The organism is Prochlorococcus sp. MIT 0603, from assembly GCF_000760215.1.
Lineage (GTDB): Bacteria > Cyanobacteriota > Cyanobacteriia > PCC-6307 > Cyanobiaceae > Prochlorococcus_E.
Genome location: NZ_JNAW01000002.1, coordinates 716,380 through 739,605, shown reverse-complemented (window position 1 = coordinate 739,605; position 23,226 = coordinate 716,380). Strand labels below are relative to the sequence as shown.

Annotated in this window: 34 protein-coding genes; 15 read left to right on the top strand and 19 right to left on the bottom strand. The window is 34.3% G+C overall.

Translation table 11 applies throughout. The annotated features are described in order from the left end of the window. Nucleotides 1-6 precede the first annotated feature (6 nt). Both EV07_RS05640 and EV07_RS05635 read right to left on the bottom strand, forming a co-directional pair. Nucleotides 7-1,950: an ABC-F family ATP-binding cassette domain-containing protein gene (locus tag EV07_RS05640; protein ID WP_036918034.1), complete on the bottom strand. Its 1,944-nt coding sequence runs from the start codon at nucleotides 1,948-1,950 to the stop codon at nucleotides 7-9. A 173-nt stretch (nucleotides 1,951-2,123) separates the two neighbouring features. Then, a complete protein-coding gene (locus tag EV07_RS05635; RefSeq protein WP_036918033.1) occupies nucleotides 2,124-2,441 on the bottom strand; it encodes a hypothetical protein in 318 nt (105 codons plus the stop codon). A gap of 501 nt (nucleotides 2,442-2,942) precedes the next feature. Here EV07_RS05635 and EV07_RS09405 point away from each other — a divergent pair. Then, the gene (locus tag EV07_RS09405; protein WP_072013326.1) at nucleotides 2,943-3,221 is read left to right on the top strand and encodes a SemiSWEET family sugar transporter; all 279 of its coding nucleotides are present in this window, start codon (nucleotides 2,943-2,945) and stop codon (nucleotides 3,219-3,221) included. 9 nt (nucleotides 3,222-3,230) lie between these two features. On the opposite strand, the gene EV07_RS05625 is transcribed toward EV07_RS09405, so the two are convergent. Next, nucleotides 3,231-3,416, bottom strand: a complete 186-nt coding sequence (locus EV07_RS05625) for a hypothetical protein (RefSeq protein ID WP_036918030.1) — start codon at nucleotides 3,414-3,416, stop codon at nucleotides 3,231-3,233. A gap of 286 nt (nucleotides 3,417-3,702) precedes the next feature. Between EV07_RS05625 and EV07_RS05620 the strand changes: the two genes are divergently transcribed. Continuing rightward, nucleotides 3,703-4,449 carry an MBL fold metallo-hydrolase gene (locus EV07_RS05620; RefSeq protein ID WP_036918028.1) on the top strand — a complete coding sequence of 249 codons (747 nt, stop codon included), beginning with the start codon at nucleotides 3,703-3,705 and terminating at the stop codon, nucleotides 4,447-4,449. A gap of 34 nt (nucleotides 4,450-4,483) precedes the next feature. On the opposite strand, the gene EV07_RS10120 is transcribed toward EV07_RS05620, so the two are convergent. The 3 genes from EV07_RS10120 to purT all read right to left on the bottom strand — a co-directional run bounded on the left by EV07_RS10120 (nucleotide 4,484) and on the right by purT (nucleotide 6,321). Further along, nucleotides 4,484-4,618, bottom strand: coding sequence for a hypothetical protein (locus tag EV07_RS10120; protein WP_275040987.1), 135 nt, complete (start codon nucleotides 4,616-4,618; stop codon nucleotides 4,484-4,486). Between the two features lie 92 nt (nucleotides 4,619-4,710). Beyond that, entirely contained in the window at nucleotides 4,711-4,956 is a 246-nt protein-coding gene (locus EV07_RS05615; protein WP_052043900.1) for a hypothetical protein, read from the bottom strand. A 183-nt stretch (nucleotides 4,957-5,139) separates the two neighbouring features. Next, nucleotides 5,140-6,321, bottom strand: coding sequence for a formate-dependent phosphoribosylglycinamide formyltransferase (gene purT / locus EV07_RS05610; RefSeq protein ID WP_036918025.1), 1,182 nt, complete (start codon nucleotides 6,319-6,321; stop codon nucleotides 5,140-5,142). 353 nt (nucleotides 6,322-6,674) lie between these two features. On the opposite strand from purT, the gene EV07_RS05605 reads away from it, so the two are divergent. The 5 genes from EV07_RS05605 (at nucleotide 6,675) to EV07_RS05580 (ending at nucleotide 9,385) form a co-directional block, all read left to right on the top strand. Beyond that, complete coding sequence (locus EV07_RS05605; RefSeq protein WP_036918023.1) at nucleotides 6,675-6,890, top strand: Nif11-like leader peptide family natural product precursor; 216 nt, start codon at nucleotides 6,675-6,677, stop codon at nucleotides 6,888-6,890. Between the two features lie 435 nt (nucleotides 6,891-7,325). Next, nucleotides 7,326-7,982 carry a DUF3386 domain-containing protein gene (locus EV07_RS05595; protein WP_241434004.1) on the top strand — a complete coding sequence of 219 codons (657 nt, stop codon included), beginning with the start codon at nucleotides 7,326-7,328 and terminating at the stop codon, nucleotides 7,980-7,982. Nucleotides 7,983-8,039: 57 nt separating this feature from the next. Next, nucleotides 8,040-8,306: a DUF2470 domain-containing protein gene (locus EV07_RS05590; RefSeq protein ID WP_036918020.1), complete on the top strand. Its 267-nt coding sequence runs from the start codon at nucleotides 8,040-8,042 to the stop codon at nucleotides 8,304-8,306. Between the two features lie 213 nt (nucleotides 8,307-8,519). Further along, nucleotides 8,520-9,053 (top strand): hypothetical protein, encoded by a 534-nt coding sequence (locus tag EV07_RS05585; RefSeq protein ID WP_036918019.1) that lies wholly within the window; start codon nucleotides 8,520-8,522, stop codon nucleotides 9,051-9,053. Between the two features lie 131 nt (nucleotides 9,054-9,184). Then, a complete protein-coding gene (locus EV07_RS05580) occupies nucleotides 9,185-9,385 on the top strand; it encodes a hypothetical protein (protein ID WP_036918017.1) in 201 nt (66 codons plus the stop codon). A 126-nt stretch (nucleotides 9,386-9,511) separates the two neighbouring features. Here EV07_RS05580 and EV07_RS05575 read toward each other — a convergent pair whose 3' ends face one another. The 6 genes from EV07_RS05575 to EV07_RS09645 all read right to left on the bottom strand — a co-directional run bounded on the left by EV07_RS05575 (nucleotide 9,512) and on the right by EV07_RS09645 (nucleotide 11,596). After that, the gene (locus tag EV07_RS05575) at nucleotides 9,512-9,736 is read right to left on the bottom strand and encodes a hypothetical protein (protein WP_036918015.1); all 225 of its coding nucleotides are present in this window, start codon (nucleotides 9,734-9,736) and stop codon (nucleotides 9,512-9,514) included. A gap of 104 nt (nucleotides 9,737-9,840) precedes the next feature. Beyond that, a complete protein-coding gene (locus tag EV07_RS09875) occupies nucleotides 9,841-9,990 on the bottom strand; it encodes a hypothetical protein (RefSeq protein ID WP_193742715.1) in 150 nt (49 codons plus the stop codon). A 181-nt stretch (nucleotides 9,991-10,171) separates the two neighbouring features. Then, nucleotides 10,172-10,492: a hypothetical protein gene (locus tag EV07_RS05570; RefSeq protein ID WP_052043898.1), complete on the bottom strand. Its 321-nt coding sequence runs from the start codon at nucleotides 10,490-10,492 to the stop codon at nucleotides 10,172-10,174. Nucleotides 10,493-10,793: 301 nt separating this feature from the next. Then, a complete protein-coding gene (locus EV07_RS05565; protein WP_036918012.1) occupies nucleotides 10,794-11,003 on the bottom strand; it encodes a high light inducible protein in 210 nt (69 codons plus the stop codon). A 12-nt stretch (nucleotides 11,004-11,015) separates the two neighbouring features. Further along, on the bottom strand, nucleotides 11,016-11,123 hold the full coding sequence (locus EV07_RS05560; protein ID WP_036918331.1) for a high light inducible protein: 108 nt from the start codon (nucleotides 11,121-11,123) through the stop codon (nucleotides 11,016-11,018). Nucleotides 11,124-11,389: 266 nt separating this feature from the next. Next, nucleotides 11,390-11,596 carry a hypothetical protein gene (locus tag EV07_RS09645; RefSeq protein ID WP_152557557.1) on the bottom strand — a complete coding sequence of 69 codons (207 nt, stop codon included), beginning with the start codon at nucleotides 11,594-11,596 and terminating at the stop codon, nucleotides 11,390-11,392. Between the two features lie 11 nt (nucleotides 11,597-11,607). Here EV07_RS09645 and EV07_RS05550 point away from each other — a divergent pair, with 11 nt between their 5' ends. After that, nucleotides 11,608-12,666, top strand: a complete 1,059-nt coding sequence (locus EV07_RS05550; RefSeq protein WP_036918010.1) for a chlorophyll a/b binding light-harvesting protein — start codon at nucleotides 11,608-11,610, stop codon at nucleotides 12,664-12,666. A 156-nt stretch (nucleotides 12,667-12,822) separates the two neighbouring features. Here EV07_RS05550 and EV07_RS09640 read toward each other — a convergent pair whose 3' ends face one another. From EV07_RS09640 to EV07_RS09870, 3 genes are all read right to left on the bottom strand, one after another. After that, a complete protein-coding gene (locus EV07_RS09640; RefSeq protein WP_152557556.1) occupies nucleotides 12,823-12,990 on the bottom strand; it encodes a hypothetical protein in 168 nt (55 codons plus the stop codon). Between the two features lie 127 nt (nucleotides 12,991-13,117). Then, nucleotides 13,118-13,357 carry a hypothetical protein gene (locus EV07_RS05545; protein WP_241434002.1) on the bottom strand — a complete coding sequence of 80 codons (240 nt, stop codon included), beginning with the start codon at nucleotides 13,355-13,357 and terminating at the stop codon, nucleotides 13,118-13,120. Nucleotides 13,358-13,928: 571 nt separating this feature from the next. Next, nucleotides 13,929-14,081, bottom strand: coding sequence for a hypothetical protein (locus tag EV07_RS09870; protein ID WP_193742714.1), 153 nt, complete (start codon nucleotides 14,079-14,081; stop codon nucleotides 13,929-13,931). A 186-nt stretch (nucleotides 14,082-14,267) separates the two neighbouring features. On the opposite strand from EV07_RS09870, the gene EV07_RS05540 reads away from it, so the two are divergent. Continuing rightward, nucleotides 14,268-15,323, top strand: coding sequence for a chlorophyll a/b binding light-harvesting protein (locus tag EV07_RS05540; RefSeq protein WP_036918009.1), 1,056 nt, complete (start codon nucleotides 14,268-14,270; stop codon nucleotides 15,321-15,323). A 164-nt stretch (nucleotides 15,324-15,487) separates the two neighbouring features. Here the strand turns inward: EV07_RS05540 and EV07_RS05535 are convergent, their stop codons facing one another. Beyond that, the gene (locus tag EV07_RS05535) at nucleotides 15,488-15,700 is read right to left on the bottom strand and encodes a hypothetical protein (RefSeq protein ID WP_036918007.1); all 213 of its coding nucleotides are present in this window, start codon (nucleotides 15,698-15,700) and stop codon (nucleotides 15,488-15,490) included. 560 nt (nucleotides 15,701-16,260) lie between these two features. On the opposite strand from EV07_RS05535, the gene EV07_RS05525 reads away from it, so the two are divergent. The 3 genes from EV07_RS05525 to fldA all read left to right on the top strand — a co-directional run bounded on the left by EV07_RS05525 (nucleotide 16,261) and on the right by fldA (nucleotide 18,736). After that, nucleotides 16,261-17,346, top strand: coding sequence for a chlorophyll a/b binding light-harvesting protein (locus tag EV07_RS05525; RefSeq protein WP_036918004.1), 1,086 nt, complete (start codon nucleotides 16,261-16,263; stop codon nucleotides 17,344-17,346). A gap of 410 nt (nucleotides 17,347-17,756) precedes the next feature. Next, nucleotides 17,757-18,101: a hypothetical protein gene (locus EV07_RS05520; protein WP_036918003.1), complete on the top strand. Its 345-nt coding sequence runs from the start codon at nucleotides 17,757-17,759 to the stop codon at nucleotides 18,099-18,101. A 113-nt stretch (nucleotides 18,102-18,214) separates the two neighbouring features. After that, nucleotides 18,215-18,736: a flavodoxin FldA gene (gene fldA, locus EV07_RS05515; RefSeq protein ID WP_036918002.1), complete on the top strand. Its 522-nt coding sequence runs from the start codon at nucleotides 18,215-18,217 to the stop codon at nucleotides 18,734-18,736. A gap of 48 nt (nucleotides 18,737-18,784) precedes the next feature. Here fldA and EV07_RS05510 read toward each other — a convergent pair whose 3' ends face one another. After that, a complete protein-coding gene (locus EV07_RS05510) occupies nucleotides 18,785-18,988 on the bottom strand; it encodes a hypothetical protein (protein WP_036918001.1) in 204 nt (67 codons plus the stop codon). Between the two features lie 771 nt (nucleotides 18,989-19,759). Here EV07_RS05510 and EV07_RS05500 point away from each other — a divergent pair. Together EV07_RS05500 and EV07_RS05495 are read left to right on the top strand one after the other, a co-directional pair. After that, nucleotides 19,760-20,311, top strand: coding sequence for a pentapeptide repeat-containing protein (locus EV07_RS05500; protein WP_036918326.1), 552 nt, complete (start codon nucleotides 19,760-19,762; stop codon nucleotides 20,309-20,311). Nucleotides 20,312-20,431: 120 nt separating this feature from the next. Continuing rightward, complete coding sequence (locus tag EV07_RS05495) at nucleotides 20,432-20,626, top strand: hypothetical protein (protein ID WP_036917999.1); 195 nt, start codon at nucleotides 20,432-20,434, stop codon at nucleotides 20,624-20,626. Between the two features lie 349 nt (nucleotides 20,627-20,975). Here the strand turns inward: EV07_RS05495 and EV07_RS05490 are convergent, their stop codons facing one another. Beyond that, nucleotides 20,976-21,341 carry a hypothetical protein gene (locus tag EV07_RS05490; RefSeq protein ID WP_036917998.1) on the bottom strand — a complete coding sequence of 122 codons (366 nt, stop codon included), beginning with the start codon at nucleotides 21,339-21,341 and terminating at the stop codon, nucleotides 20,976-20,978. Nucleotides 21,342-21,670: 329 nt separating this feature from the next. Then, a complete protein-coding gene (locus tag EV07_RS05480; protein ID WP_036917996.1) occupies nucleotides 21,671-22,492 on the bottom strand; it encodes a PfkB family carbohydrate kinase in 822 nt (273 codons plus the stop codon). A gap of 377 nt (nucleotides 22,493-22,869) precedes the next feature. Here EV07_RS05480 and EV07_RS05475 point away from each other — a divergent pair, with 377 nt between their 5' ends. Then, the gene (locus tag EV07_RS05475; protein ID WP_036917995.1) at nucleotides 22,870-23,217 is read left to right on the top strand and encodes a DUF2834 domain-containing protein; all 348 of its coding nucleotides are present in this window, start codon (nucleotides 22,870-22,872) and stop codon (nucleotides 23,215-23,217) included. Nucleotides 23,218-23,226: the final 9 nt, after the last annotated feature.

Sequence of the window (23,226 nt, the reverse complement as noted above, 5' to 3'; positions counted from 1 at the left end):
TCTATCTTAATTTTCAAGATCACTTAGAAATATCCATCTATCTTCTAGCTCTTTGATTCGTTCAATCAGATCGGCTAAGTCTTGACTATCACTTGAAATATTAGCTGAGATGTCGGAGTCTAAGATATGCTTCTCAAGGGATTCTCTTTTTTCTTCTAAGAAGGGTAGGTTCTTATTTATTTCTTTAAGTTCTTGTTTCTCCTGAAAACTAAGAGTTCTTGAATCCGACAATCCTATCGCTTTTATCTTTACGCCTTTTTTATTTTGATTACTCGGACTCTTAAGTGGGACTGACTTTTCATTGCTTACAAGTGCCATTTTTTGATGATCATTTTCAAGTCTTTTTTGTTCTATGAATGAAGTGTAATTACCTTCATGCCTATGCAATTGTGCCTTTTCAAAATGGAAGAGTCTATCTATAGTCCTATCAAGGAAGTATCGATCATGAGATACAACAACAACACATCCCCTGAAATCATCAAGAAAATCTTCCAGGACACTTAGAGTGTTGATATCGAGATCATTCGTAGGTTCGTCTAGCAGTAATACATTTGGTGCTTGTATAAGCATTCTGCAAAGAGTAAGTCTTCTTTTCTCACCTCCTGATAGCTTCTTTAATGGACTGTGTTGGTCAGATGGTGAAAAAAGAAACTTTTCTAATAGTTGTGAGGCAGTTATTTGCTTCCCTCCAATATCAACGCTAGAAGCAACTTCTTCTATAAAATCTATTGCTTTTCTCTCTAACCCTTCTCCTTGGACTAAATCATTTGTGTGTTGATCTAAATAACCAATATTTATGGTTTCACCAATTTCAATTGTTCCTTTAGAAGGGATTTTTATTCCTGCAATAAGGTCCAATAATGTAGATTTGCCACTCCCATTATGACCAATAATTCCCACACGGTCTTCCGGACCAAAACTATATGTGAAGTCTTTTAGCAGGAATGAATTGTTTTTGTCGCTCTCAATTATTACACTTACATCTTTAGCTTCAATCACTTTCTTGCCAATTCTCCTTGATAACGAACTTATTTCTAATGATTTTTTAATTTGAATTGAAGGTTGAGATTTCATTTCACTAATTCGTTGAAGCCTCGCTTTTTGCTTACTGCTCCTTGCTTTTGGTCCTTGCTTTAGCCAATTCAGTTCTTTTTTTAATGTGTTTTGAAATTTTTTCTTGGAACTAACTTCTAACTCTTTTTGTTTGATTTTATCTTGAAGATACTTGCCATAACCACCGAAATATTTATAAGCTTTACCTCGATCAAGCTCAATCATTCTTGCCGTTATTTTGTCGAGAAAATATCTGTCATGGGTAACAAGAACAAGAGAACCCTTAAAAGATTCCAACCATCCCTGAAGCCAGTCAACTGCAATAGCATCTAGGTGGTTTGTTGGTTCATCAAGTAGAAGAACATCTGGGTTTGAGACTAATGCAGATGCTAAGCCTACTCTTTTTCGATATCCACCAGAAAGCTCGTTAATCTTTTTGTTGATATTATTTATCCCAAGCTTCCCTAGGATTTCTTTACATTGTTGTTCTAGATTCCAGGCCTTGGAGATATCCATAAGCTCACTTACTTCTCCTAATTGCTTAAGTAGGATTGCTTTTTCTTGATTATGAGCAACCTCTTGTGTCAAGGCATTAAAACGTAGCAATAACTCCCTTTTTTCTCCGCAACCTCTAAGAACCTCTTCAAGTACACTACTTTGCTCATTAAAATCATCGTCTTGATCAACTAGTGCTATACGAATACCGCTTGAAGATTCCCGCTTACCTTTTAAAAGAGGTTCTTTCCCTGCAATTATTTTGAGGAGTGTTGATTTCCCCGAACCATTTGCCCCAATCAAACCAAGCCGTTCCTTCTCACTGATATGTAAATCTAGGTTTTCAAAAAGAGTACGAACTCCAAAATCCTTAGATGCTTTAACAAGACTTATGAGAGTCATGAAAATATATTAGTTTGATCGGCAGATGATTAACTAAATAGCAACTGTAAATTGAAGTTAAGTAATCTAATGAAAATTCAAAGGGAAGTTATATAAATAATTACCTCTATAGTAACAAGCTAGCTTTTGATGTAATAACGTCTCTAAACTTGTGTAAATAACAGTTGGTACTATTAGTCTGAAGATTCAAATGATCGTAGGAGTTTAAATGCTTTTCGTATGACTAATATTATCCCATAGGCTCCAAATCCAATTGGAAATATAGAATACGGATTGAAAGCCATATCAGAATAATTCTTCACACCTTCCGTATATTCATAGCCCTGGCAGGGAGAAAGGTAAAAAAGAGTTCCAAATACTAATGTCCATCCAACAATAGAAAGTATTCCGTCTTTAGTTCTACCTTCGTAGAATCGATCCAAGCCTACACCCCAGCCAATTGAGAGAACTGCTAGGCGTGTAAGAGCCTTCTTTTCATCTTTATTGAACAATGTCTTTTAATTGAAAATCTTTAAAAACTATAACCTGATATCTTAGAAAGTGTGGATTTTTCATATTTAGTCCCAATTTGTTGAATTACAGTTTAAAGATCTTTGCTTCCTATTAGTTTTTAATATAGAAGCTCCTCTTTAGATAAAAGAATTACGTTGCAAATAATATTAGAATGACTAAAACCTGTCGGTTTGTTTGGTATGAAATTATAATTATTAATGTTCTTTTGGATTTTGATTTGTTATACAGATAGTCTTTTTCAAGAAATGCTTTAGATTATGTACCTTAAAAAACAAAAATTCCAATTATAATCGAAACCCTTGTATTATATTAATTAGAATCATCACACTGATTAAATTATAGTAACTAATAAAATTAATCAACTCTCTTGTTATAGCTTTCAAACGAGCTTAATTCAATTATATTTTCCTATAAATACTTATTGTGCAATTTCTTTGCAAGTAAGTTATAACTAATGCTAATAATGATATGACTACCTTTTGACTGATTTATTTGGCTTTATAGCAGCATTCTTAACTTCAATTGCTTTCCTACCGCAGTTAATAAGAACATTTAGAACAAAATCTGCTGATGATGTTTCTTTGGTAATGCTTGTGGTTTTTATTATTGGTTTGCTGTTTTGGATTACATATGGGATCCAAGTCAATTCTTTACCAGTTTTATTTGCAAACATAATTACATTGGGTTTTAACAGTGCTATTTTATTACTCAAAATCTATTATAGAAATAATACGATTAAGGACTTAAATGGTTTATGATTAAAGCATTTAATCTTCATTCTCTAACTTTCTTCTTTCTTCATGCATTTCTTCTATCTCATTATATATAGTCTTTAATCTATCGGTTATATGTTCAGTAGAACTTAAAGAATCAAGTGCTTGCATTGTCTTAATTAAATTCTCCTTTATTTCAACGAGTCTTCTACACTCAAGGCTTCCAGATTCATAAGACATGACAATACTTTGGTTGGAATAGGTGAATACTGCTTGACCTATTCTCCTATATGCTTAGCTTGGCATAGAAGAGATAGATTCAATAAAAATCAATTTTAGACTAATTAATATATTAATATTATTTGGCTTAATCTGTGCATTTTGTGAAGACTTAGGGTTTTCTCTCAAATTAATTAGATAGCCTCAATGCCTCTTCATTTGATAAAAAATTTGTTAGTGAATTATTTACCCATCCAGCAGACGTTCTTTATGATTATTGTTGAAAGCGACTTTTGCCTTTTGATTGATGAACTTTGATGCCAGTTATCTTGGCTCCAGCGGCTGGTTGATTGATTTAAATGGTTTTAGAATTTTAATTGACCCATGGCTTAAAGGCGATCTTGTTTTCCCCCCTGGGCCTTGGTTGATCAGAGGCACTTTAAATAGAGAAATCGATCCACCTCAGCAAATAGACCTCATACTCTTAACTCAAGGCTTGCCAGATCATGCACATCCTCAGACATTAGAACTACTTGACCGTTCAATTCCTGTTGTGGGATCAACAAGTGCTTGTAAGGTTGTTCAGAAACTTGGATTCCAGCAAATATTCCTTCTTAAGCCGGGCGAGATTCGAGAGATATCTTCTATTACTCTTGAAGCTACTGCAGGTGCAAATGTCCCAAAAATAGAGAATGGATATATTGTTTCTAATACTAAAAATTCTTTTTATATAGAGCCTCATGGCTTCCTAGATCAAAACCTTCCAGCAAGAGATGTTGATACTGTAATTACGCCAGTCATTGATATTAAATTACCTTTTGTTGGGTCATTCATTAGAGGCAAATCTATACTTCCTAAACTTATCAAAACTTTTAACCCTAAAATTATCATTTCAAGCACAACAGGAGGGGACTCTAAATTTACAGGTATGCTAAATAATCTCTTCTCAGTAGATGGAACAATAGAAGAAGTTTCTAAGTCTTTAGAAAATAAAGTTGAGTTTATTGACCCAATTATAGGAAAACATTATCTTCTGGATACACTTTTAAGATAAGTCATATGATTATTTGGTTTTAGATGTATTACTATTAAAAAGGTGTATTTGGTAGAAAATGAAGAATAATAAACCCTATTACAGCTGCAAATACAACAGATATGGCTATTGCAACTAATCCAGGTATCATCCCTCCGCCTTCCTCAGGAGCCATGGTAAATAATTTCAAATTAACTATCTACCTATTTAAACATATTTTTATTAGATTTATGATTATTAATAAATCTAATAATCATGGCAAGTGGTTTATCTGTTTATGTTTTAAGCTGCAATTAGTCCAGATTGAAAAAGAACATCGAAAATTCGCGCGCTTCGGCTTTTTCCTGTTTCAATTGGTCTGATTTTATCAAGTATTGCAGCATTGCAGCTAATCCAATAACTTCCTCTTGCTAGCCCAGCCTCATCACATACAACTGCTGGAGCTATACCAGGGTAGCGATTGTAATGAATGCTATTTAGGGATTCAAGCCAACTTCTCTCTAGAAAATCAAGCTCATTTTCTGACACCTTCTTCGAATAACAGTATTTTTCTAGTAGCGAACAGACATTAAGGCTGGTTAACATCATATTTTTCTAAAGTCATATAGAAAATAACATCATTTCAAGACATATATGTGATTCCACTTCTTTAGTGATCCTTAAGAGATTTTTGAGTTTTGAAATAGTTGGCTATTCGCTACAAACAGGAAATCAATTGCGATAACTTCCTCTTTCAAAGATCTCAATAGAGCTTGCTGCTTGATCAGCTAGTAATTTTGCTTTTTCAACAGTTTCAGCTTTTGAAAGTGCTACAGCCATTCGTCGCCCTTCCTTTGCATTTGGTTTGCCAAATACTAAAACCTCCACGTTGTTATAGCCTAATGCTTTTTCAATACCCTTATAGGCAACAGTTGAAATAAGATCATTTGCTAAAACAACTCTGCTTGCTGCAGGAGAGGAACATATGATTGATGGAATTGGCAGTCCTAGGATTGCTCTTAAATGTAAATCAAATTCACTGAGATTTTGACTAACTAGCGTTACAAGCCCTGTGTCATGAGGCCTTGGTGATAATTCAGAAAAAATAACCTCTTCATTACGGAGAAAAAATTCCACACCAAATAAACCAGCCCCTCCAAGGTTGTCTGTAACTTTTTTTGCAATTAACTTCATTTCATCTAGTTGGGCTTCATTTATTTCTTGAGGTTGCCAACTGCTTTGATAGTCACCGTTTTTCTGCTCATGCCCTATTGGTGGACAAAATAGGGTGTCACCATTTTCCTGTTTAACGGTTAAAAGTGTTATTTCTAAGTCAAAGGATATAAATTCCTCGACTATCACTTGTTTAGACTGCCCTCTGGCTTCTTTGATTGCCAGATGCCAAGCTTCTTCTAAATTAGATTCTTCTTTTATAAGACTTTGTCCTTTTCCGGATGAGCTCATTACAGGTTTTATGAGCATCGGATAATTTATTTGTGATGCAACATCTTTTAATTCTTGTAGGTTCCCTGCATACACATATTTGGCTGTTTTTATACCTAGTTCTTTAGATGCTAATTCTCTTATCAAATCTCTATTCATTGTTATCGCGGTAGCTCTAGCTGTCGGTATTACTTTGATTCCTTCTTCCTCTATTGCTTGCAAGGCATCTACAGCAAGTGCTTCTATTTCAGGTACAACCAAATCTGGCTGATAAGTTCTTATAGTTTCCTCAAGCTTTTCTTTGTTATTCATTTCAAAAACGAGAGCTAAATCAGATACTTGCATTGCTGGAGCACCCTTGTATTTATCACAAGCAATTACTTTGCACCCAAGTTTTTTGGCTGAAATTGCAAGTTCTTTCCCCAGCTCACCACTGCCTAGTATCATTAATGTCTTTGGAAAGATAGTCATATAAGTGTTGATTCGAGTAAAATAATAATCTAATGACACCTAATTACTTAAAAGAACCCTCTTGCGTTATAAATTGTGTCTAAATGGTCTTGTTTTGTCGACTAAATTCTTAAAGCAGACGTTCTTTAATTAAAGACATCTATGAATTTAATAATATTACTTAATTTAACCATTCTTATTCAATTGATAATGACTTGCTTAACCCTTGGCTTTTCTAAATTGCTTTAATTGTCTATATATTGCCTTGGCCGATATCAATTCTTTATTTTCATTACTGCTAAAGAAAGCTTAATAAATATCTGTTAATATATAGATAACTCATTAACATTCTTCCTTTAGCCTAGAATTAAGATATGTCTATAGATCAACTTAAAGCTTTCCTTCAGAAGATGCAGGATGATCCTTCTATTAAAAGTCAAGTTTTAGCAAGCTCTACTGCTGATGATGTAGCACTAATAGCACTGAAATATGGGTATGAATTTTCAGGTGATGAGTTGCTACGTTTTTCAGGTAAAAAAGTTGGGAGAGTAACTGTAAAGAAAAAAGATGTTCCTGGAGAATATAATTAATAATAAGCGCTTTCTATTTTTGATCTGATGAAATTAACTTAATAGTATTTTTCCAAATAAAGATAAGACCTATAACCATTAAAATAAAGCTAAAAATTACTTTTAGAAAAATTATTGAAAAAATAAATGCAATTATCAAGATTATTAGGGGAAACAAATTTGGATATATCACTTTCGCCTCCTCACCCGCATTGCTATTATTGGGTATTACCTCGGGTTGGATGGCCAAAAATCTGAGAAGTCTTTGTTTAGAGTTAATTTTAACCCAACATCATTCCAATCCTGTTAATAAGTTATGAATCTAAAAAAATATTTTGATTTTGATTTTTGAAGTTAAGTTGGAATATAGGGTGTTGCTTTTTGGAGTAAAACTTGGTTGAATTTTTGCAAAACCAAGACTATGCTTAACTTGATTTGTCTTTGGATTTAAAAATAGTGATTAAACCAGATGTTAACGTAGAGTGTCGAGACTTGTTTCGAAGTGCTTATGAAAATCGCTATACATGGGATCCAGATTTCAATGGATACAAGGGATCTTGCGTTTTCTATGATGGAATTAATGAGCACAAAGGATTGTTCAGTTTAGATAGCAATTTTAAACCTATAATTATAGATATAAATGATGATAATATAACTAAATTAATTTCTTCTCAATTATGGGAAGTGTGTATTCATAGAGTTAGAAGAGGATTTGATAAAGTTCATGGTGACAATACATTTACATTAGGAGATACAAATGAAATTGGTATGGAGATTTTAGTTGGTGGGAAAAATTCAGGTGATAAATATAGAATAAAAGATAATATAGTTACTATGGTATATAGGAATATACATGGATCATTAATTAATATCTATACAAATAAAGTTTTACATACTGGCAGCGGATATTTAAGTAGTAATTATACTAGCCAATATTTCGAACCATCTACAAAGTCTCCTAAGTCAGCGAAATGTCATTTTAAAGATGAATTTATTTGTTTGGAGGATGAATGCACATGGGTTTTATCAAGTAGAACTATAGATAGTGAAGCATTTAATGAAATGCCCCCTTCTTCTAAAAAGTTCCTATTTCAATCTTTAATAAAAACTTGAAAGCTTTTTTTGATTAAATATCCTAGTATAAATAATACTGAATAACTTAATTTATTTATGACTTCTGAGTATATAACCCCTTTAGTTAGTGAAAGGATTTGCCTTCACATGAATAAAGATCATAAAGACTCCCTTGTCAAATATGCTTGTCATTATGGAGGAATCCCTAATCCTAAAGATCCAGAGATGGTCGAAATAAATAATAAGAATATGAAATTAAAAGTTAGTGGTGAAATAATTGTAATACCATTTGATCATTGTTTACAAGATAGTTCTGATGCTCATAAAACTCTTGTTTCAATGATCCAAGCGATTCCTAATTAGCTTTTTCTTTCTTATTAATTCTCACTAAGAAGCAAATTAACTCTATTTCTATATCAGTATATAGAAATTTTTCTGATAAGTAGCAATGAACTTAACTTATGTAATTTGCAATATTATCTATTGATAATATTGCAAATTAATAACTAACTACTGGACTTTTCTCAAGGATATATTAAAAGAATTATAGCTCAAAATCATAACAATTCTAACTTCATGACAAACTACGAAAAACTTCGCTATTACTGGAGCCAAGCAAAGAATTTAAAAACTGATAAGGAAAAGGCCAAGTTTTTTGATCTCTTTGAAGAAGCCTTTTCTTTGGATCAAAATGAAGGCGACGATTTACAGAATGCCAAGTATTCATTTTGTGAAGAGCAAGGCTATTCCGATCAACAATTTAATCTTTTTGATGATAGTGCTTGGACAGAATTACCATATGAATTCAAGGTTTATGCTTTTAACTACTGTATTTCAGATGGCAGTGGTTATGAGGAAATTAAAGGACTTGTGACTATTGATGAAATAACCACATTACTTTCCTTAGAAGACTTAAATAACACTTTGGAAGGAGAAGGTATTTTGCTTTCTGAAGCAGAAGAAGAAGTGATGCTTTTACTGGAAAAAGAAATCAAAAAGAGAGGTAGATCTGTTTCCGAGGATGATCTTTATGACGCTACAAATAATATAATCAATGACCTAAGAGACTGGAAAGACGATAACCATCCCGATAATCTTCTGGCTGCCTAGTCTTTAGTCAATTATTCGACTAGGATTTATGCCTTGTCTTGGCCTAGCTTTTGCTTAACAAATATAACTTTAATTGAGAAATCATTATTATATTTGACTATTTTAAATATCAAGAGAGGAGTTATACCCAAATGGACAAAAACAAAGCCAAACTAGAAGGGAAGGCCCTTGCTTCTTATTTAGAGGAGCATCGTAATGACTTTAATGGGAATGGAGATGCACTTTGTCTTGCCGCAGGATATGGAATTCAAGGAGATGATGGAACAGAGAAATGCGATTTCAGTGATTTTGTAAAAGCTTTATCAACTGCTATTGATGTTCAAAGTCAATGAAACTTGATCTTCTCGTATGCGGTTTAGCCTCTACTCTTTCTGCTTTTCTTTGAACCTAAACTTCAATCATCTAACTATATTCAACAATAAATTATAAGCATAACCCCTTATTAGTCTTGATATAACTCAGTTTTTTGATATAGCTCTTTTAAAAAAATCACATAAGCCCTCATCAGTAAGGTCGGGTATTGTCCAGACATTATCTTCTGCTCGCCTATCTTTGATTAGCCATTCTTTGAATTCAGATATTAAGGCATTCTTATCTTTCCCTCTTAGCAAATTTACTCTCTCTGAAAAATAATCATCAATTACTTTGATGCTTTTGTCAGGCGGGCAAAGAAGGTATTTCATATGCCTTTAGATTCTCTTAATATTCTACCCTTTGGCGGACATTTGTTCGAATCTAAAGTTGAATTGATGTACTGATATGTTTTTCTAAGTTGCTGAGGGCTTAGTTATTGCCTTCCAGAAGCTTGGCCTTCATAAACAGGCTGCATTAATCCTCCTCCCTCGTCATCGTCATCGCCACTGTCTTCTAAAAATAGCAATGCTATAAAAAACATTGCTATATAGAAAGGTATTGATATTTCAGGGTAGTTGCCCAATCTCTTTAATGATTTTAAAAAATTCCAACGATACTACTCTATAAGCCTTCCAATAGGCAAGCTTCTATTGAAAATTTACAATCATAAAAATTAAGCAGTTGCTAAGCGCTTAATAACTTGGCTTTAAATCTTTCTGAGCTTTATTCGTTTAAAAGAATTCCATAGACCTTTCTGTGATTTTTTACGTTGATTGTGAATTCTCCTTTTCTCTTTCCCTTTTTACTGCAATAGCAGCTTCGTATGCTGATATAGATGAAATAACAAGGATACCTATCAATCCAGTATTGTTCGTTTGGGAAGAAGCAGGATCAGAAGGGTCCATTGAAAATAAGCTCAATAAATCAAAATAGACCCATAAGGCTGAGGCTATGGTTGTTATCCAATAGGCTTTCCATCTCCTTTGATATAAATATCCTGTACCTAAACCAGGTAAAAAGTTTAATAACGCAGCTATCCATCCAGATGAAGCGGCTATGATTTGCCCTTTTGTAGGTGATGACAAACTCTTAATTATGTATTTGGTTGATTTACTTTATATTCAATCTATAGAAATAGATTCTTTGCAAAATCTTTTGAAATGCATCAATTCAAATATTAATGTTTGAATTGATGCATTTATGCTTAAAGGGATTTCCAACAGTGGATTTAGTGCCTTGATCTTTTGCCCGGTTCGACAGATATTGTTTTAAGCTTTAATCATTACTGAAAATTTTCAAGTTATAAGTTAATACAATGATTACTATCTTTTGTAAAACATTAGATTAAATCTAAAAAGATTTTTTTAATTCAATATTTTTGATTAATTAGAAAATGCCTGGGATAATTTGTCCTGTTGTTAAGTAAGCTCCTAATAATGCTATGAAGCCAATCATTGCCCATCTGCCATTTGCTTTTTCTGCATCCTCTCCATATCCAGAATAGTTTTCAATCAATTGAGGTTGAGCCTCGACTGGGAAAATGTTCTGACGATTCCCAGATTCTGTTGTGATTTGAGTAGAGCTTGATGTGGTCATTATGTTTAGGGTTTAAAAGATTCCTGGCATGATCTGACCAGTTGTGGAGTAAGCCCCAAATGCAGCAACGATGCCTATCATTGCTGCCCAACCGTTGAATCTTTCTGCTTCGGGGGACATTTGACTGATGATTTCATGTAAAGCAATATTACATGTTCTGTAAAGCTTTGTAAAGCAAAGAGAGCTTGCTTTACTTGAAAATTTTATTTCCAAGCATCAATGTCTTCTCTTTTAAGAATGGTTTTAAATCTAATTCTTAACGAATTTGCAATATGTTTTTAATCAATCTTTGATGAAGTTTGAAGAATTAGGCTTATCGTTTATGTTGTGTTTTTAGAATTGGCTATGTGTTCAGAGTCAATTGATCCAAAGCATTTTAAAAAGTTTCATGATGAAATATTTAAAATCACTGGCTGTTCAAAAGTTGATTTTGAGTTGTTTATTGAGTTTTTGAGCGATAAGGGAGGATTGCTTATACGGACTGATTCAGAGAAATCCGTTTTTTGAAAAGTTCCAATTAAATAACGTCCTTTAACTATTTCGTACATATTAATGACAGGCTTGTACTCTTGTAAAAGGTTTTTAGTCCTCATTTTTAAAAATTATGCAGACCTACGGAAACCCAGATGTCACCTATGGGTGGTGGGTTGGTAATTCTGTAGTCACCAACCGAGCAGGCCGCTTTATCGGTTCTCATGTTGGTCATACAGGAATTATTTGTTTCGCAACTGGTGCAAGTTGTCTATGGGAACTTTCAAGATTTGATTCTTCTATTCCCATGGGGCATCAAAGCTCTATATACCTTTCCCACTTAGCTTCACTAGGCATTGGCTTTGACGAAGCTGGCGTTTGGACAGGTGCAGGTGTTGCAACAATTGCAATTTTCCACTTGATATTTTCAATGGTTTATGGAGGAGCAGGACTTGCTCACTCTTTATTCTTTGATCCCGACCTTCAAGGTGGCCCAATTGGAAGAGTTGATAAGTTCAAGTTGGAATGGGGTAACCCTGACAACATGACTTTCATTCTTGGTCATCATTTGATCTTTTTGGGAGTGGCGAATATCTGGTTCGTCGAATGGGCTAGGGTTCATGGCATTTATGACCCAGCAATTGGAGCTGTAAGGACAGTTTTCCCTGGCTATGGAGACTTTGCAATGGTTTGGGGTCATCAATTTGACTTCATTAATATTGATAGTCTTGAAGATGTTATGAGTGGCCATGCATTTTTGGCTTTCTTGCAGATCAGTGGAGGAGCTTTCCATATAGCAACTCGACAAATTGGTGATTACACCAAATTCAAGGGAGAAGGGCTTCTTTCTGCAGAAGCAATTCTTTCATGGTCATTGGCAGGGTTGTTCTTAATGGGAGTTGTTGCAGCATTCTGGGCTGCTAACAATACAACTGTTTATCCAATTGAGTGGTACGGCGAACCACTTGAGTTCAAATTTGGTATCTCTCCCTACTGGGCCGATACTGGGGATATATCAGATTGCAAATACTTCTTTGGCCATACATCTCGTGCGGCTTTAGTTAATGTTCAGTATTACTTTGCTTTCTTCTGTCTTCAAGGACATTTATGGCATGCGTTGCGTGCTATGGGATTTGATTTCAGACGTATTGCTAAAGCAATAGGTGGATTAACTGAGTCAACTGCTTCCTAGGTTCTCGGTAGAATCTCAATCATTAAAAAAGCCTCGTTTTACTACGAGGCTTTTTTAATGATTGATAAAAAGACTTTTGAAACTGCATTTAATTTGATAAGCGCAATTTATTTATTTAAAAGTCTTTCTATATGAGGCTAAAATCTGTTGTAAGAATCAATCTTTAGAGTTTGCATAATAAAAGAATTGAGAAGCCCCAAAAAACGCTCCTAACCCAGCCAATGCAGCACCTAAGTTAAATCCACCTGAAGGCTTTATGATTCCAATGTCAGATGGATGAGGGAGTTGTGTGGCGAAATCAAGTAAGTGAGTTGGATCAATCATTGGTTCAAAATTTGATGGTTTTAAAAAAAGATATCGAATGTTTGTTCTAAAAACACAAATATCACCTTCTAATTCATTAGTTGAGATAGAAAGGTGATATTGGTTCGTTAGAGAAAATTTGATTTAATTAATCTCTTTTAGCCCAAGGGTCAATTCTTTTTGAATCATCTGAATAGTAAAAGAATTGAGAAGCGCCAAAGAAAGCTCCTAAGCCGCAGAGAGCAGCGCCAAAATTGAAGCCACCTGAAGGCTTTATGATTCCAATATCAGATGGGTGTGGTAATTGTGTGGCGAAATCAAGTAAGTGAGTTGGATCAATCATTGAATTGGATAGCAGTTTTTGTCTATAGATAACCCAGGTGGCCACTTTGCCAGACCCGTGCATGCAGACTTTACATCAGCTTTACATTAGAGACTACAACTCTACTTACATTGACAAATATACCCTTTGCTTATTTGATCGAATCTATTTAGCTTGAAGGCCTGCGTGTTCTTCTAATCAAAACAAACTTCCTACTTGTCTGAACAAATTTTTAGGGTTTATCAGAAGCTAAGCCTTATAAATTCCTTCTGCATTGAAATACTGCCATTAATTATTACTTGATTAATTTATTTGGGACTTATTGCCTTGATATAGGTCTGCTCTACTTGTCTTTTTCTAAAAAAGATTCTTGGATTAAGTTAGCGCATCCTTGATTAGCAATGGATAAGATTTCCATGCCTCTTTTATAGCCTTCTTTTATTTTTTTGCGGTTTTCCTCAACGTTTGATTGTTTAAGGCTTTGATTTCGACTCAATGAGATTTCAGAAAGTATTTCTTGACTTAATTCAAATTATTTTCGTTTTTTGTACACAAGTTTCTTCTGATGCCAAACAAAAAGCCTCCTAGTTTTTGCGAGGAGGCTTTTTGTTTTATGTAATTACCTAGTAATTAGTCCTTAGTTAGAAGAAGGGTCGTTTGCGTCGAAACCGTAATAAATGAATTGAGTTACCTGAATAAAGGTGATTACACCAAAGATTGCTGCAAGGGGGTTAAACCCTCCAACAGTAATAGTCGCTAATAAATCTGGGGAGTGAAGAAGGGAAATCATGGAATGGAGTTTTAGTAAAATTTCCTAATAGATAAACATAAAGAGCACAGAAAATCTCATCTCGTTGCATGTTGAAAAATGTTTTTTTATTTCTCTTAGATAAAGTCCTTTAACGATTCCGCACAGATTAAGGAACCACCATGTAGTGTTCATGGGGAATAGCGCCTTTTTCGCTCAAAAAAAATTATGCAGACCTACGGAAACCCAAACGTCACCTACGGGTGGTGGGCTGGTAATTCTGGAGTCACCAACCGCTCAGGCAAATTCATTGCAGCTCATGCAGCTCATACAGGACTAATTGCCTTTGGGTGTGGTGCAGCCACACTTGTTGAACTAGCAGGATTTGACCCTTCATTGCCTATGGGTCACCAAAGTTCTCTTTTTCTTGCTCATTTGGCATCTATCGGTATTGGCTTTGATGAAGCTGGAGTTTGGACTGGTGTTGGTGTAGCCAATATCGCAATACTTCATTTAATCCTCTCTATGGTTTATGGAGGAGGAGGACTTTTGCACTCCGTATATTTCACAGGAGATATGCAGGATTCAGAAGTTCCACAAGCCAGAAAGTTCAAGTTGGAATGGGACAACCCTGATAACCAAACTTTCATTCTTGGACACCATTTAATTTTCTTTGGTGTTGCAAATATATGGTTTGTTGAATGGGCCAGGATTCATGGAATTTATGATCCTGCTATTGAGGCAATACGACAGGTTAATTACAACCTTGACCTCACTCAAATTTGGAACCATCAGTTTGACTTTTTAACTATTGACAGCCTTGAGGATGTCTTAGGGGGCCATGCGTTTTTAGCTTTCTTCCAAATTGGAGGAGGTGCTTTTCATATTGCAACTAAGCAAATTGGCACTTATACAAAATTCAAGGGCAAGGGATTGCTCTCAGCTGAAGCAATTCTTTCTTGGTCATTAGCAGGTATAGGCTGGATGGCATGTGTGGCTGCTTTTTGGGCTGCTCAAAACACCACTGTTTATCCTGAGTCTTGGTATGGAGAAGTTCTTCAATTTAAATTTGGGGTTGCTCCTTATTGGATAGATACTGTTCCTGGTGGAACTGCTTTCTTAGGACACACTTCTAGGGCTGCTTTAGTTAACGTTCATTATTATCTAGGATTCTTCTTTATCCAAGGTCATTTATGGCATGCATTGCGTGCTATGGGCTTTGACTTTAAGAGATTGCTAGACAGAACTGGTCCCTTTGGTATACCAAGGACTCTTTCAAGTTAACGATCTTTTGTTTTGCTATTAATGCTTTTACTCATTGATAGTTTCAATTCCATTAAAAAAATCCCTACTTAAATAGGGATTTTTTTAATGGAATATATAAAACACAAAAAAGCAGAGCTTTAAGCTCTGCTTTTTTAGTTTGAAAAGATTTAAATAATCAAAGTTTAACGTGATAATTTTTGTCTTTCCGTTCCTTCAAATTTTTCTGGATCGTTGCAGTCTCTTGCATACCAATGGAATTGAGATACTTGAATTATTGCAAGTATTCCAAAAATTACTGGTATGAGTTGGAAACCACCTGATGGCTTTACTAAACCTATGTCTGATGGGTGAGGTAGTTGCGTTGCGAAATCCAGCAAATGCGAGAAATCAATCATCAAGTCAATGAAAAGTAGATTAGTTATAGCCTAGAGTTAAAAGTAATTTGCAATTAAATCCTTTTTTGACATCACTATTAATTTAAAAAGCTAAAATTTCTGTTTTTCTTCAGAACAAGTGTTTGTTTCTTTGATTTGATCAATTTCTGATTCGGCACTTTTATTCTTCTTGGAAATCTTTGGGCGCTATAAAAGTTATTGAAAATGATTTTTCCTGTCTTTATTTTTAAGCCAAATCACCTCGACCTTGCTTCTTAATAATTTTTTTATTTTTGCTTTTATTTTTATTTTTTCAACTTTATAACGATGTTCTAGTCTTCCCGCTTGAAAAAAACTTTCCGCTTTTATTGTGGAACCCCTTGTACTGCAGGCTTTAACACTTATTGTCTTAATCAATCTAGCCGGAAAATTTTTTCCTATATAGGCATCGAGGAGCAGTTTTTTTTTACGATCTAAAATTATTTCTTACTAACAAAATAAAGACCTTTAACTATTCTGCGCATATCTATTGAGCACCGTGTAATCTGCATTGGATATTCGCCTGTATTGCTTAAAAAATTATGCAGACCTATGGAAATCCAGAAGTTACCTATGGATGGTGGGCTGGTAATTCTGTAGTTACCAACCGCTCTGGCCGATTCATTGCCTCTCATGTAGGACATACAGGCCTGATTTGCTTTGCAGCTGGTGGTAGCACTCTTTGGGAGCTTGCTCGGTACAATCCCGAGATACCCATGGGACATCAGAGCTCTTTATTCTTGGCACACCTTGCTTCTATAGGCATTGGCTTTGATGAAGCTGGTGTTTGGACTGGAGCCGGTGTTGCAACTATTGCTATTTTCCACCTTATTTTCTCTATGGTTTATGGAGGAGGAGGCCTTCTTCATGGAGTCCTCTTTGATGAAAATGTAGAAGATAGTGAGGTTTTGCAAGCTCAGAAATTTAAGCTTGAATGGAATAACCCTGACAACCAGACATTTATTCTTGGACACCATTTAGTTTTTATGGGTGTTGCCTGTGTTTGGTTTGTTGAATGGGCCAGGATTCATGGAATTTATGATCCTGCTCTTGGAGCAGTCCGTCAGGTTAATTACAACCTTGACCTTTCTATGATCTGGCAAAGGCAGTTTGATTTCATTACTATTGACAGCCTTGAGGATGTTATGGGTGGCCATGCTTTCTTGGGTTTCGCTGAAATTACTGGTGGAGCTTTTCACGTTATTGCAGGATCAACCCCATGGGAAGATAAAAGACTTGGTGAATGGAGCAAATTCAAGGGTTCTGAATTGCTTTCAGCAGAGGCAGTACTCTCTTGGTCACTTGCAGGTATTGGTTGGATGGCAATAGTTGCAGCATTCTGGTGTGCAACTAATACAACTGTTTATCCAGAGGCTTGGTATGGTGAGACGCTTCAACTTAAGTTTGCTGTCTCTCCCTATTGGGTTGACACAGGAGATCTTTCTGATGCAACTGCATTTTGGGGACATTCAACTAGAGCTGCTCTAACAAATGTTCATTACTACCTTGGCTTCTTTTTCTTGCAAGGCCATTTCTGGCATGCATTACGGGCATTAGGCTTTAATTTCAAAAGCGTAACTGCTTCAATTGGTAATGAGAAGGAGAGTACATTTAGAATAAATTCTTAATTACCTAGATGTAATCTTTGGATAATCAGAAGATTCCAATAAAAAACCTCGTGAGAACGAGGTTTTTTATTGGAATCTTTTATTTAGAAGAAATATTCTGATAAGAATTAAAAGTTTTCATATCCAATAAGAATTAAATAATTGATAGGCTTAAAAGTAAAAAAGAATGCTTACGCAAATGATCTATATCACAGCCTAATCATTATTAAAGAATTACTGTATTAGTTAGTCACAAGAATAAGTTCCTATGACAGCAGAGGAAATTCAAACTGTAGGAAATTTACTTTCTTCTCATCCTCCTATAGTCATAGCAACACTTTGTATCTTCATGTATATCAGAGGCAAAGCACTAGAAAAACAAAGGAATTCAATTAAGAATCCATTGACATAAAAGAAGTTGATTTATTCTCATGGAATTATTTAAGTATCTTCTCTTTGGTATAGCCGGATTAAGCACAATCTTCTGGGTTGCAGTAATTGCTTTATGGCATACTTATATGTTCCCCAGATTTTTCAAGGAAGATCAGTATTCATTGAATACAAAAATACAAAATGAGGCATTTAAGCTAAAACCTTCTGGTCTTGTTGATAGAGCCAAATATTCAAATAAATCTTTTGTAATAGCAGACTTTACTCCTGTTGAAGATGACTATGGAGTTAACAGGCTTTATACATCAATGCTTATAAGTCTTGGTGTAATGTCATTTCTTTTGATTTCATATGGCTTGCATAGCGGTTTAACCCAATTCACATAAGCATCATGATCATATCGATACCTTCGAAAGTATAAGATTGCACGTAGTTTAGTGATATCTTTTCACCCTTGTTTTCCAGAATCGCCTAGGACATAGTTGGCTTTAAAATTCTAATGACAATAGGTATTTATTTCGCAACAACTACTGGAAAAACAGAGGACATTGCAGAAAGGATTCATGGATTGTTGGATGGGGCAGAAGATCCCAAAGACATGTCAGATGTTGATGACCTTTCAGAGCTTGCAAGCCATGATGGAATTATTTGTGGAATACCAACATGGAACACAGGAGCAGATTCAGAGAGGTCAGGAACAGCTTGGGACACAATCCTCGAGGAAATAGGCGAACTAAATTTATCAGGTAAAAAAGTCGCTATTTTTGGTTTAGGAGACTCATCGACCTATACAGAAAATTATTGCGATGCAATGGAGGAATTGCATAGATATTTCCAACAAGCAGGAGCTACTATGGTTGGCTATGTAAGTACAAGTGAATATACATTTGATGAGTCTAAGAGCGTACTAGGAGGAACTTTTTGCGGCCTCCCATTGGATGAAGACAGTGAATCTGATATGACAGATACAAGGATATCTCAATGGGCAGAGCAGTTGAAAAGTGAAATGCCTGGAGCTTAATTTTAATTAAAGTATTAAATATTCAAAACATCAATCTATCTCTAAGGATTAATCATCAAATTCTGGCTTGGGCTTCTTTTTGACTTTGCCAGTCAAAAGCTGATGAAGAGCATCTAAAGAGTTATAAACTTCCTTAAGCTCTGTTATCTCAGGTAGGAGGCCATCTTCATTAAGCATCTGGTCTAAATCCCTTAGCTCTTGGCGTATATAGCGCAAATGTGAGCTGATTTCTTCTCTTTTGCTAGTGGACATTAAAGTTGTATTAGATATGAAAATGTTAATCGCCTATGACTAGCTTGCAAGAAACCAGTTTTAAGAATATGAAAATGCTGATGAAATTATTAAGAGTAAGTAATTTTGACTAACAATTTAGGAACTTTAGGAATCTATGTCATTTTATTTGTGTCAATCAAATGGCAAGTCTTTTTGACTCCGTTTAAGCCCTCCTTTGTATTAATATCATTCAAACTATGAGCTAAATAGTATTTATATTTACTTTAAGAAAAATTGATGTTTACTTAATCAAATAAATAGAGAAATTATTCTTTTAAATCGATTTTGAGCTTTTAATAGCATGAAGGCTATTAATTTGAGTCTTGACAATACTTAAGCAAAAATAAAGATCTTGTCTCGAAGTTGTTTTATAGACTTAGCTGACCACGTCGGATTTTTTTTTAAGTTATATTCTCATTACTGTATTCTTAATGATTAGGATGAGTCAAGAAGTTAAAAGGATGTTTACAGTAGATTCAGAAGCATTAAACACTAGGCCTAGTGTTCAATTGAATTCTTTTGGAATAGGAGGAGCTTTTGTTCTATTTAATTTGTTCCTCATGTCATTTGTTTGTGTTTACTGGACAAATACTGCGGTTCACCAATACTTTTCAGGTAGACCTCTTTGATGGTTTATTTAATTAGTTTTGCTTGAAAAGATATTTAAGGTAACTGGATATATCTTTGCATGTGATTTGTCCTTCCCTTAGGGGTGATAATAAAAAGAACAATCAGATTAGGGCTAATCCAATGTCGATAATTTCCCCTTTTAAGAGACTTTTAGGAGTTTCTATAGCCTTACTTTTGACTTTCCTTCCCTGTTTGTCGGTTAATGCAGTCTTAAATGTAGGGGATGAGGTGCCAAACTATGTTCGCTCTCAAATTACTGGGATTGATCTTCACGGGCAAGACTTGTCCAAGTCTTCCATTGCTGGAGCTACTGCTAGAGATGCAAACCTTAGTAATGTTGATTTGCATGGGACAGTCGTAACGCTAGCTGATTTAAAAGGGTCCAATCTTAATGGTATTGATTTGACGGATACATTATCGGATAGGGTGAATTTTCAGAAAACTGATTTAAGAAATGCTGTTTTAGTAAATATGATTGCTTCTGGAAGTAGTTTTGCAGGAGCCCTAATAGAAGGAGCTGACTTTAGTTATGCAGTACTTGATAGTGATGATCAGAGAAATCTTTGTGAAATCGCAGAAGGTACTAACCCCGTAACAGGAGTTGAAACTAGAAACAGTCTTGAATGTTCAGAGAGAGGTGTTGGGTATAAACCTGCAATGCCTGGTAATTAATTTATTGGTTTGTGTTGGGTAATTCAGGAATACTATTAATATATTGATTGGAAGACATAGCTGGTAATTTACCTTCTTTAAGAGTGATAGTTAAATTGACATCCTAATTTTAAGGAGTCCATGATTAATTTGAAACCTTATACAGTTCGTTATCGATCATTCGATAATTTAAGGCAGGAGAATTGTTTTTATGCGAGTGATTCCTTTGAAGCAAGAATGCTTGCAATGGAATTCAATAAGTACATACACGATCACCCAAATTGCATTGATTTAATACGTTGTGAGGAAAATCTTCTTTTCCCATTGAAAAATTAGATTTCTTTATTTTATCTAGCTATACATTTCAACTACACATCAAATTTACTCTTGATTATAGGAACGAATTATAAAAAAGGTAGTTAGAAAGAATTCAAAAAAGTCAGAAGAATAATCTTAGATTTTCTTCTTTCTATCCTTATCTTTTGCTTGGTGAGCATTTATGGTTAGAGAATAGATGGCTGGACATTCATATAGAATAACTTCTCCTAAGCCCTTGCAAATAAAAAATAAGCAAAGAACTATAGATTATAATCAACTATATTATCTTATAAAACATATAAGATTTTGGATTATAAAAAATCTATTGAATTTATTGGTTTTACTTTTCCAAGGATGTTTATAGTAATCATACATATTCCTTCTTCCCATCACTTGAAATAATAAAAACATCGCCTTTTAAAGATGAGTAAAACATTTGACCGTTCATTTTTGATTTTCCAAATTTTAAAAGCCTAGCCTTGTGAATACTTGCTTTCTCAAAAACTTCTTCATCTTTGTCAAATGTATTCACCTGAATATTCTTTGTGGGATCTATTTCTAAAGAATATGAATATTGTAGAAATAACTTACGATTTGCATGAACATTACCTGTTAACTTTTTCCGGAAGGAATAAATCCTTGTTCGAGTTAATTTTCTAGCCTGCTTTGCCTTTTTATATTTATATAATAGGGATATAAATGAAATGATAATAAAAGCAATAATGATTTTCATTTTGGTTTAAATCTTATTCTATATAGTTTATTTTAGGTAATTACATTTAAGATTATTAATAACCTAATCAAGGTTTTATTATAATATCGATATCAAATCCTAAATCACTTTCTTTTGAAAGAACCTCCTTTTTAAAGATACCTCTTTGTATCCCTTTCAATAATATATAGACGGAATTTAAGAACATAACTATAAGAGTTATTATAGTTAATATATACATTGCAATAAAGTCCTTCTTATATTGTTTTGTTGATCGTAAGCTTTGCTTAGACTCAATTCTTTTTGATTCTTCTGAAGTCTTCACTTTAAGTAGTAAAGTTGCGTCTTTTTTATTTATTATAAGCTCCAAAGTGAGAAGCGCATTCTGCCCCACATTTTGCACCGAGTTGCACAGCTTCTTTTATCTCCAGATTTGCTGCTAATCCTGCAGTAACTCCTGCTGCAAAGCTGTCGCCACATCCATAGCTATCTACTTCTTCTTTTCCTGGATTTACTGCTTCATATCTACCACCTGGTGTTATTAGCCCACCTAAAGCGCCTTCTGTTTTTATTATGAATTTAGGTCTTACATACAGAGAGTCTTCTTTAATTTGTTCATCAGGGTCTAATTTGCTAGCAATTAAAGCATCTAATTGAATACTCGCTTCATTCAAGGCTTTTATTTTTACTCTAGGAGTTGCGCAAACAATTTTTGCTTCCCTGCAAGCATTAATTGCCTCTGAATCTCCTGCTGTTATAAACACAGCATCAAAGTTTTCCATCATATCCCAAGGTAGCGAATCTTTATATGACGGTTGAAGCCTTTCTCCAACAACTGTTATGGCACGATCCCCATTTTTATCTACAAAGCTAAATGCTCTTCTTGTAGGCTTTTCTTTCCAAACAGTATGTAATTCTATCCCTAATGAGCTTAGTTCTTTAAAACATTTATGACCTATAGAGTCATTGCCTAGAGATGTAAAGAAATGAACTTTTTGATTGGTTAGTTTTGACATTTGCACTGCTGCTACAGCCCCACCTCCTGCAGCATTTTCGAGAAAGTTATTACCATGTGTTATCAATCCTTGAGTAGGCATTGTCTCTACTGATATAAATGAGACCCATTCGATATGACCTAATACAGCTAATCTTATATTATTTATTGATTTCATCTGATTAACGAACTTTAAAAAACATATTAAACATAATTATATCTTTCTGTATGCTATTAATTAAAGAATTTCTAATATAATTCTATTCAATCGATACTATTGTAAATCTATTTTTCTGTTAATTACCTTTCATTAGAGATTTATGTATACTATTAAAGCCTTTTTCTCAATGGAAATAATCATTTGTTTGTCAAGGAGTTATGTTGAAATGTTTTTTTGCTTGCTAATGAATCGTCAGCATAAATTGTTTAATGTTTTAGTTTGATTTCAATAGATACCCTTTGAATCCTGGTTTTATTATTTAGTGGTTTTCTAAGAAATTTGATATATATTTAATCTCATTGTAACTTTGATATAAGTAGGATTTATTCTCTAAGATGCTTGCTTACTTTTACTTGCTTATATCAATAGCAGGAGCAATTTTCCCCACTCTTGCCAATGTTCGATTTGCAAAAACTTATGGACCAGGCTTTGATTTTGCAAAATTCATAGACTTGGCGACTTCTAATGCAGCCTCACAATCTCTTTCATTTGATTTGCTCTTTTTAGCAAGTGCAATTTTCTTATGGATGTATGTAGAAGCTCGTCGATTGAATATAAGGTATTTTTGGCTTGTAGCTTTAGGAACATTTACTATTGCTATAGGATTCTCAGCACCATTTTTTCTCTTTTTAAGGGAACGTCGGCTTTATGAGATTGAGAATGAAAACCTTCCAAATAGTTGAATATTTATC

Coding starts and splice junctions, on each gene's coding strand:
- EV07_RS05535 (WP_036918007.1), bottom strand. CDS start 15,700: ATGATTGATTTCTCGCATTTGCTGGATTTCGCAACGCAACTACCTCAC.
- EV07_RS09870 (WP_193742714.1), bottom strand. CDS start 14,081: ATGATTTCCCTTCTTCACTCCCCAGATTTATTAGCGACTATTACTGTT.
- EV07_RS05590 (WP_036918020.1), top strand. CDS start 8,040: ATGACTTCTGAGTATATAACCCCTTTAGTTAGTGAAAGGATTTGCCTT.
- EV07_RS05525 (WP_036918004.1), top strand. CDS start 16,261: ATGCAGACCTATGGAAATCCAGAAGTTACCTATGGATGGTGGGCTGGT.
- EV07_RS05550 (WP_036918010.1), top strand. CDS start 11,608: ATGCAGACCTACGGAAACCCAGATGTCACCTATGGGTGGTGGGTTGGT.
- EV07_RS05605 (WP_036918023.1), top strand. CDS start 6,675: ATGTCTATAGATCAACTTAAAGCTTTCCTTCAGAAGATGCAGGATGAT.
- EV07_RS05480 (WP_036917996.1), bottom strand. CDS start 22,492: ATGAAATCAATAAATAATATAAGATTAGCTGTATTAGGTCATATCGAA.
- EV07_RS05625 (WP_036918030.1), bottom strand. CDS start 3,416: ATGTCTTATGAATCTGGAAGCCTTGAGTGTAGAAGACTCGTTGAAATA.
- EV07_RS09645 (WP_152557557.1), bottom strand. CDS start 11,596: ATGAGGACTAAAAACCTTTTACAAGAGTACAAGCCTGTCATTAATATG.
- EV07_RS05490 (WP_036917998.1), bottom strand. CDS start 21,341: ATGAAAATCATTATTGCTTTTATTATCATTTCATTTATATCCCTATTA.
- EV07_RS05520 (WP_036918003.1), top strand. CDS start 17,757: ATGGAATTATTTAAGTATCTTCTCTTTGGTATAGCCGGATTAAGCACA.
- EV07_RS05580 (WP_036918017.1), top strand. CDS start 9,185: ATGGACAAAAACAAAGCCAAACTAGAAGGGAAGGCCCTTGCTTCTTAT.
- EV07_RS05495 (WP_036917999.1), top strand. CDS start 20,432: ATGATTAATTTGAAACCTTATACAGTTCGTTATCGATCATTCGATAAT.
- EV07_RS05510 (WP_036918001.1), bottom strand. CDS start 18,988: ATGTCCACTAGCAAAAGAGAAGAAATCAGCTCACATTTGCGCTATATA.
- EV07_RS05585 (WP_036918019.1), top strand. CDS start 8,520: ATGACAAACTACGAAAAACTTCGCTATTACTGGAGCCAAGCAAAGAAT.
- EV07_RS05540 (WP_036918009.1), top strand. CDS start 14,268: ATGCAGACCTACGGAAACCCAAACGTCACCTACGGGTGGTGGGCTGGT.
- EV07_RS05620 (WP_036918028.1), top strand. CDS start 3,703: ATGAACTTTGATGCCAGTTATCTTGGCTCCAGCGGCTGGTTGATTGAT.
- purT (WP_036918025.1), bottom strand. CDS start 6,321: ATGACTATCTTTCCAAAGACATTAATGATACTAGGCAGTGGTGAGCTG.
- EV07_RS05565 (WP_036918012.1), bottom strand. CDS start 11,003: ATGACCACATCAAGCTCTACTCAAATCACAACAGAATCTGGGAATCGT.
- fldA (WP_036918002.1), top strand. CDS start 18,215: ATGACAATAGGTATTTATTTCGCAACAACTACTGGAAAAACAGAGGAC.
- EV07_RS09640 (WP_152557556.1), bottom strand. CDS start 12,990: ATGATTGATCCAACTCACTTACTTGATTTCGCCACACAACTCCCTCAT.
- EV07_RS05575 (WP_036918015.1), bottom strand. CDS start 9,736: ATGAAATACCTTCTTTGCCCGCCTGACAAAAGCATCAAAGTAATTGAT.
- EV07_RS05475 (WP_036917995.1), top strand. CDS start 22,870: ATGCTTGCTTACTTTTACTTGCTTATATCAATAGCAGGAGCAATTTTC.
- EV07_RS05640 (WP_036918034.1), bottom strand. CDS start 1,950: ATGACTCTCATAAGTCTTGTTAAAGCATCTAAGGATTTTGGAGTTCGT.
- EV07_RS05500 (WP_036918326.1), top strand. CDS start 19,760: ATGTCGATAATTTCCCCTTTTAAGAGACTTTTAGGAGTTTCTATAGCC.
- EV07_RS05560 (WP_036918331.1), bottom strand. CDS start 11,123: ATGTCCCCCGAAGCAGAAAGATTCAACGGTTGGGCAGCAATGATAGGC.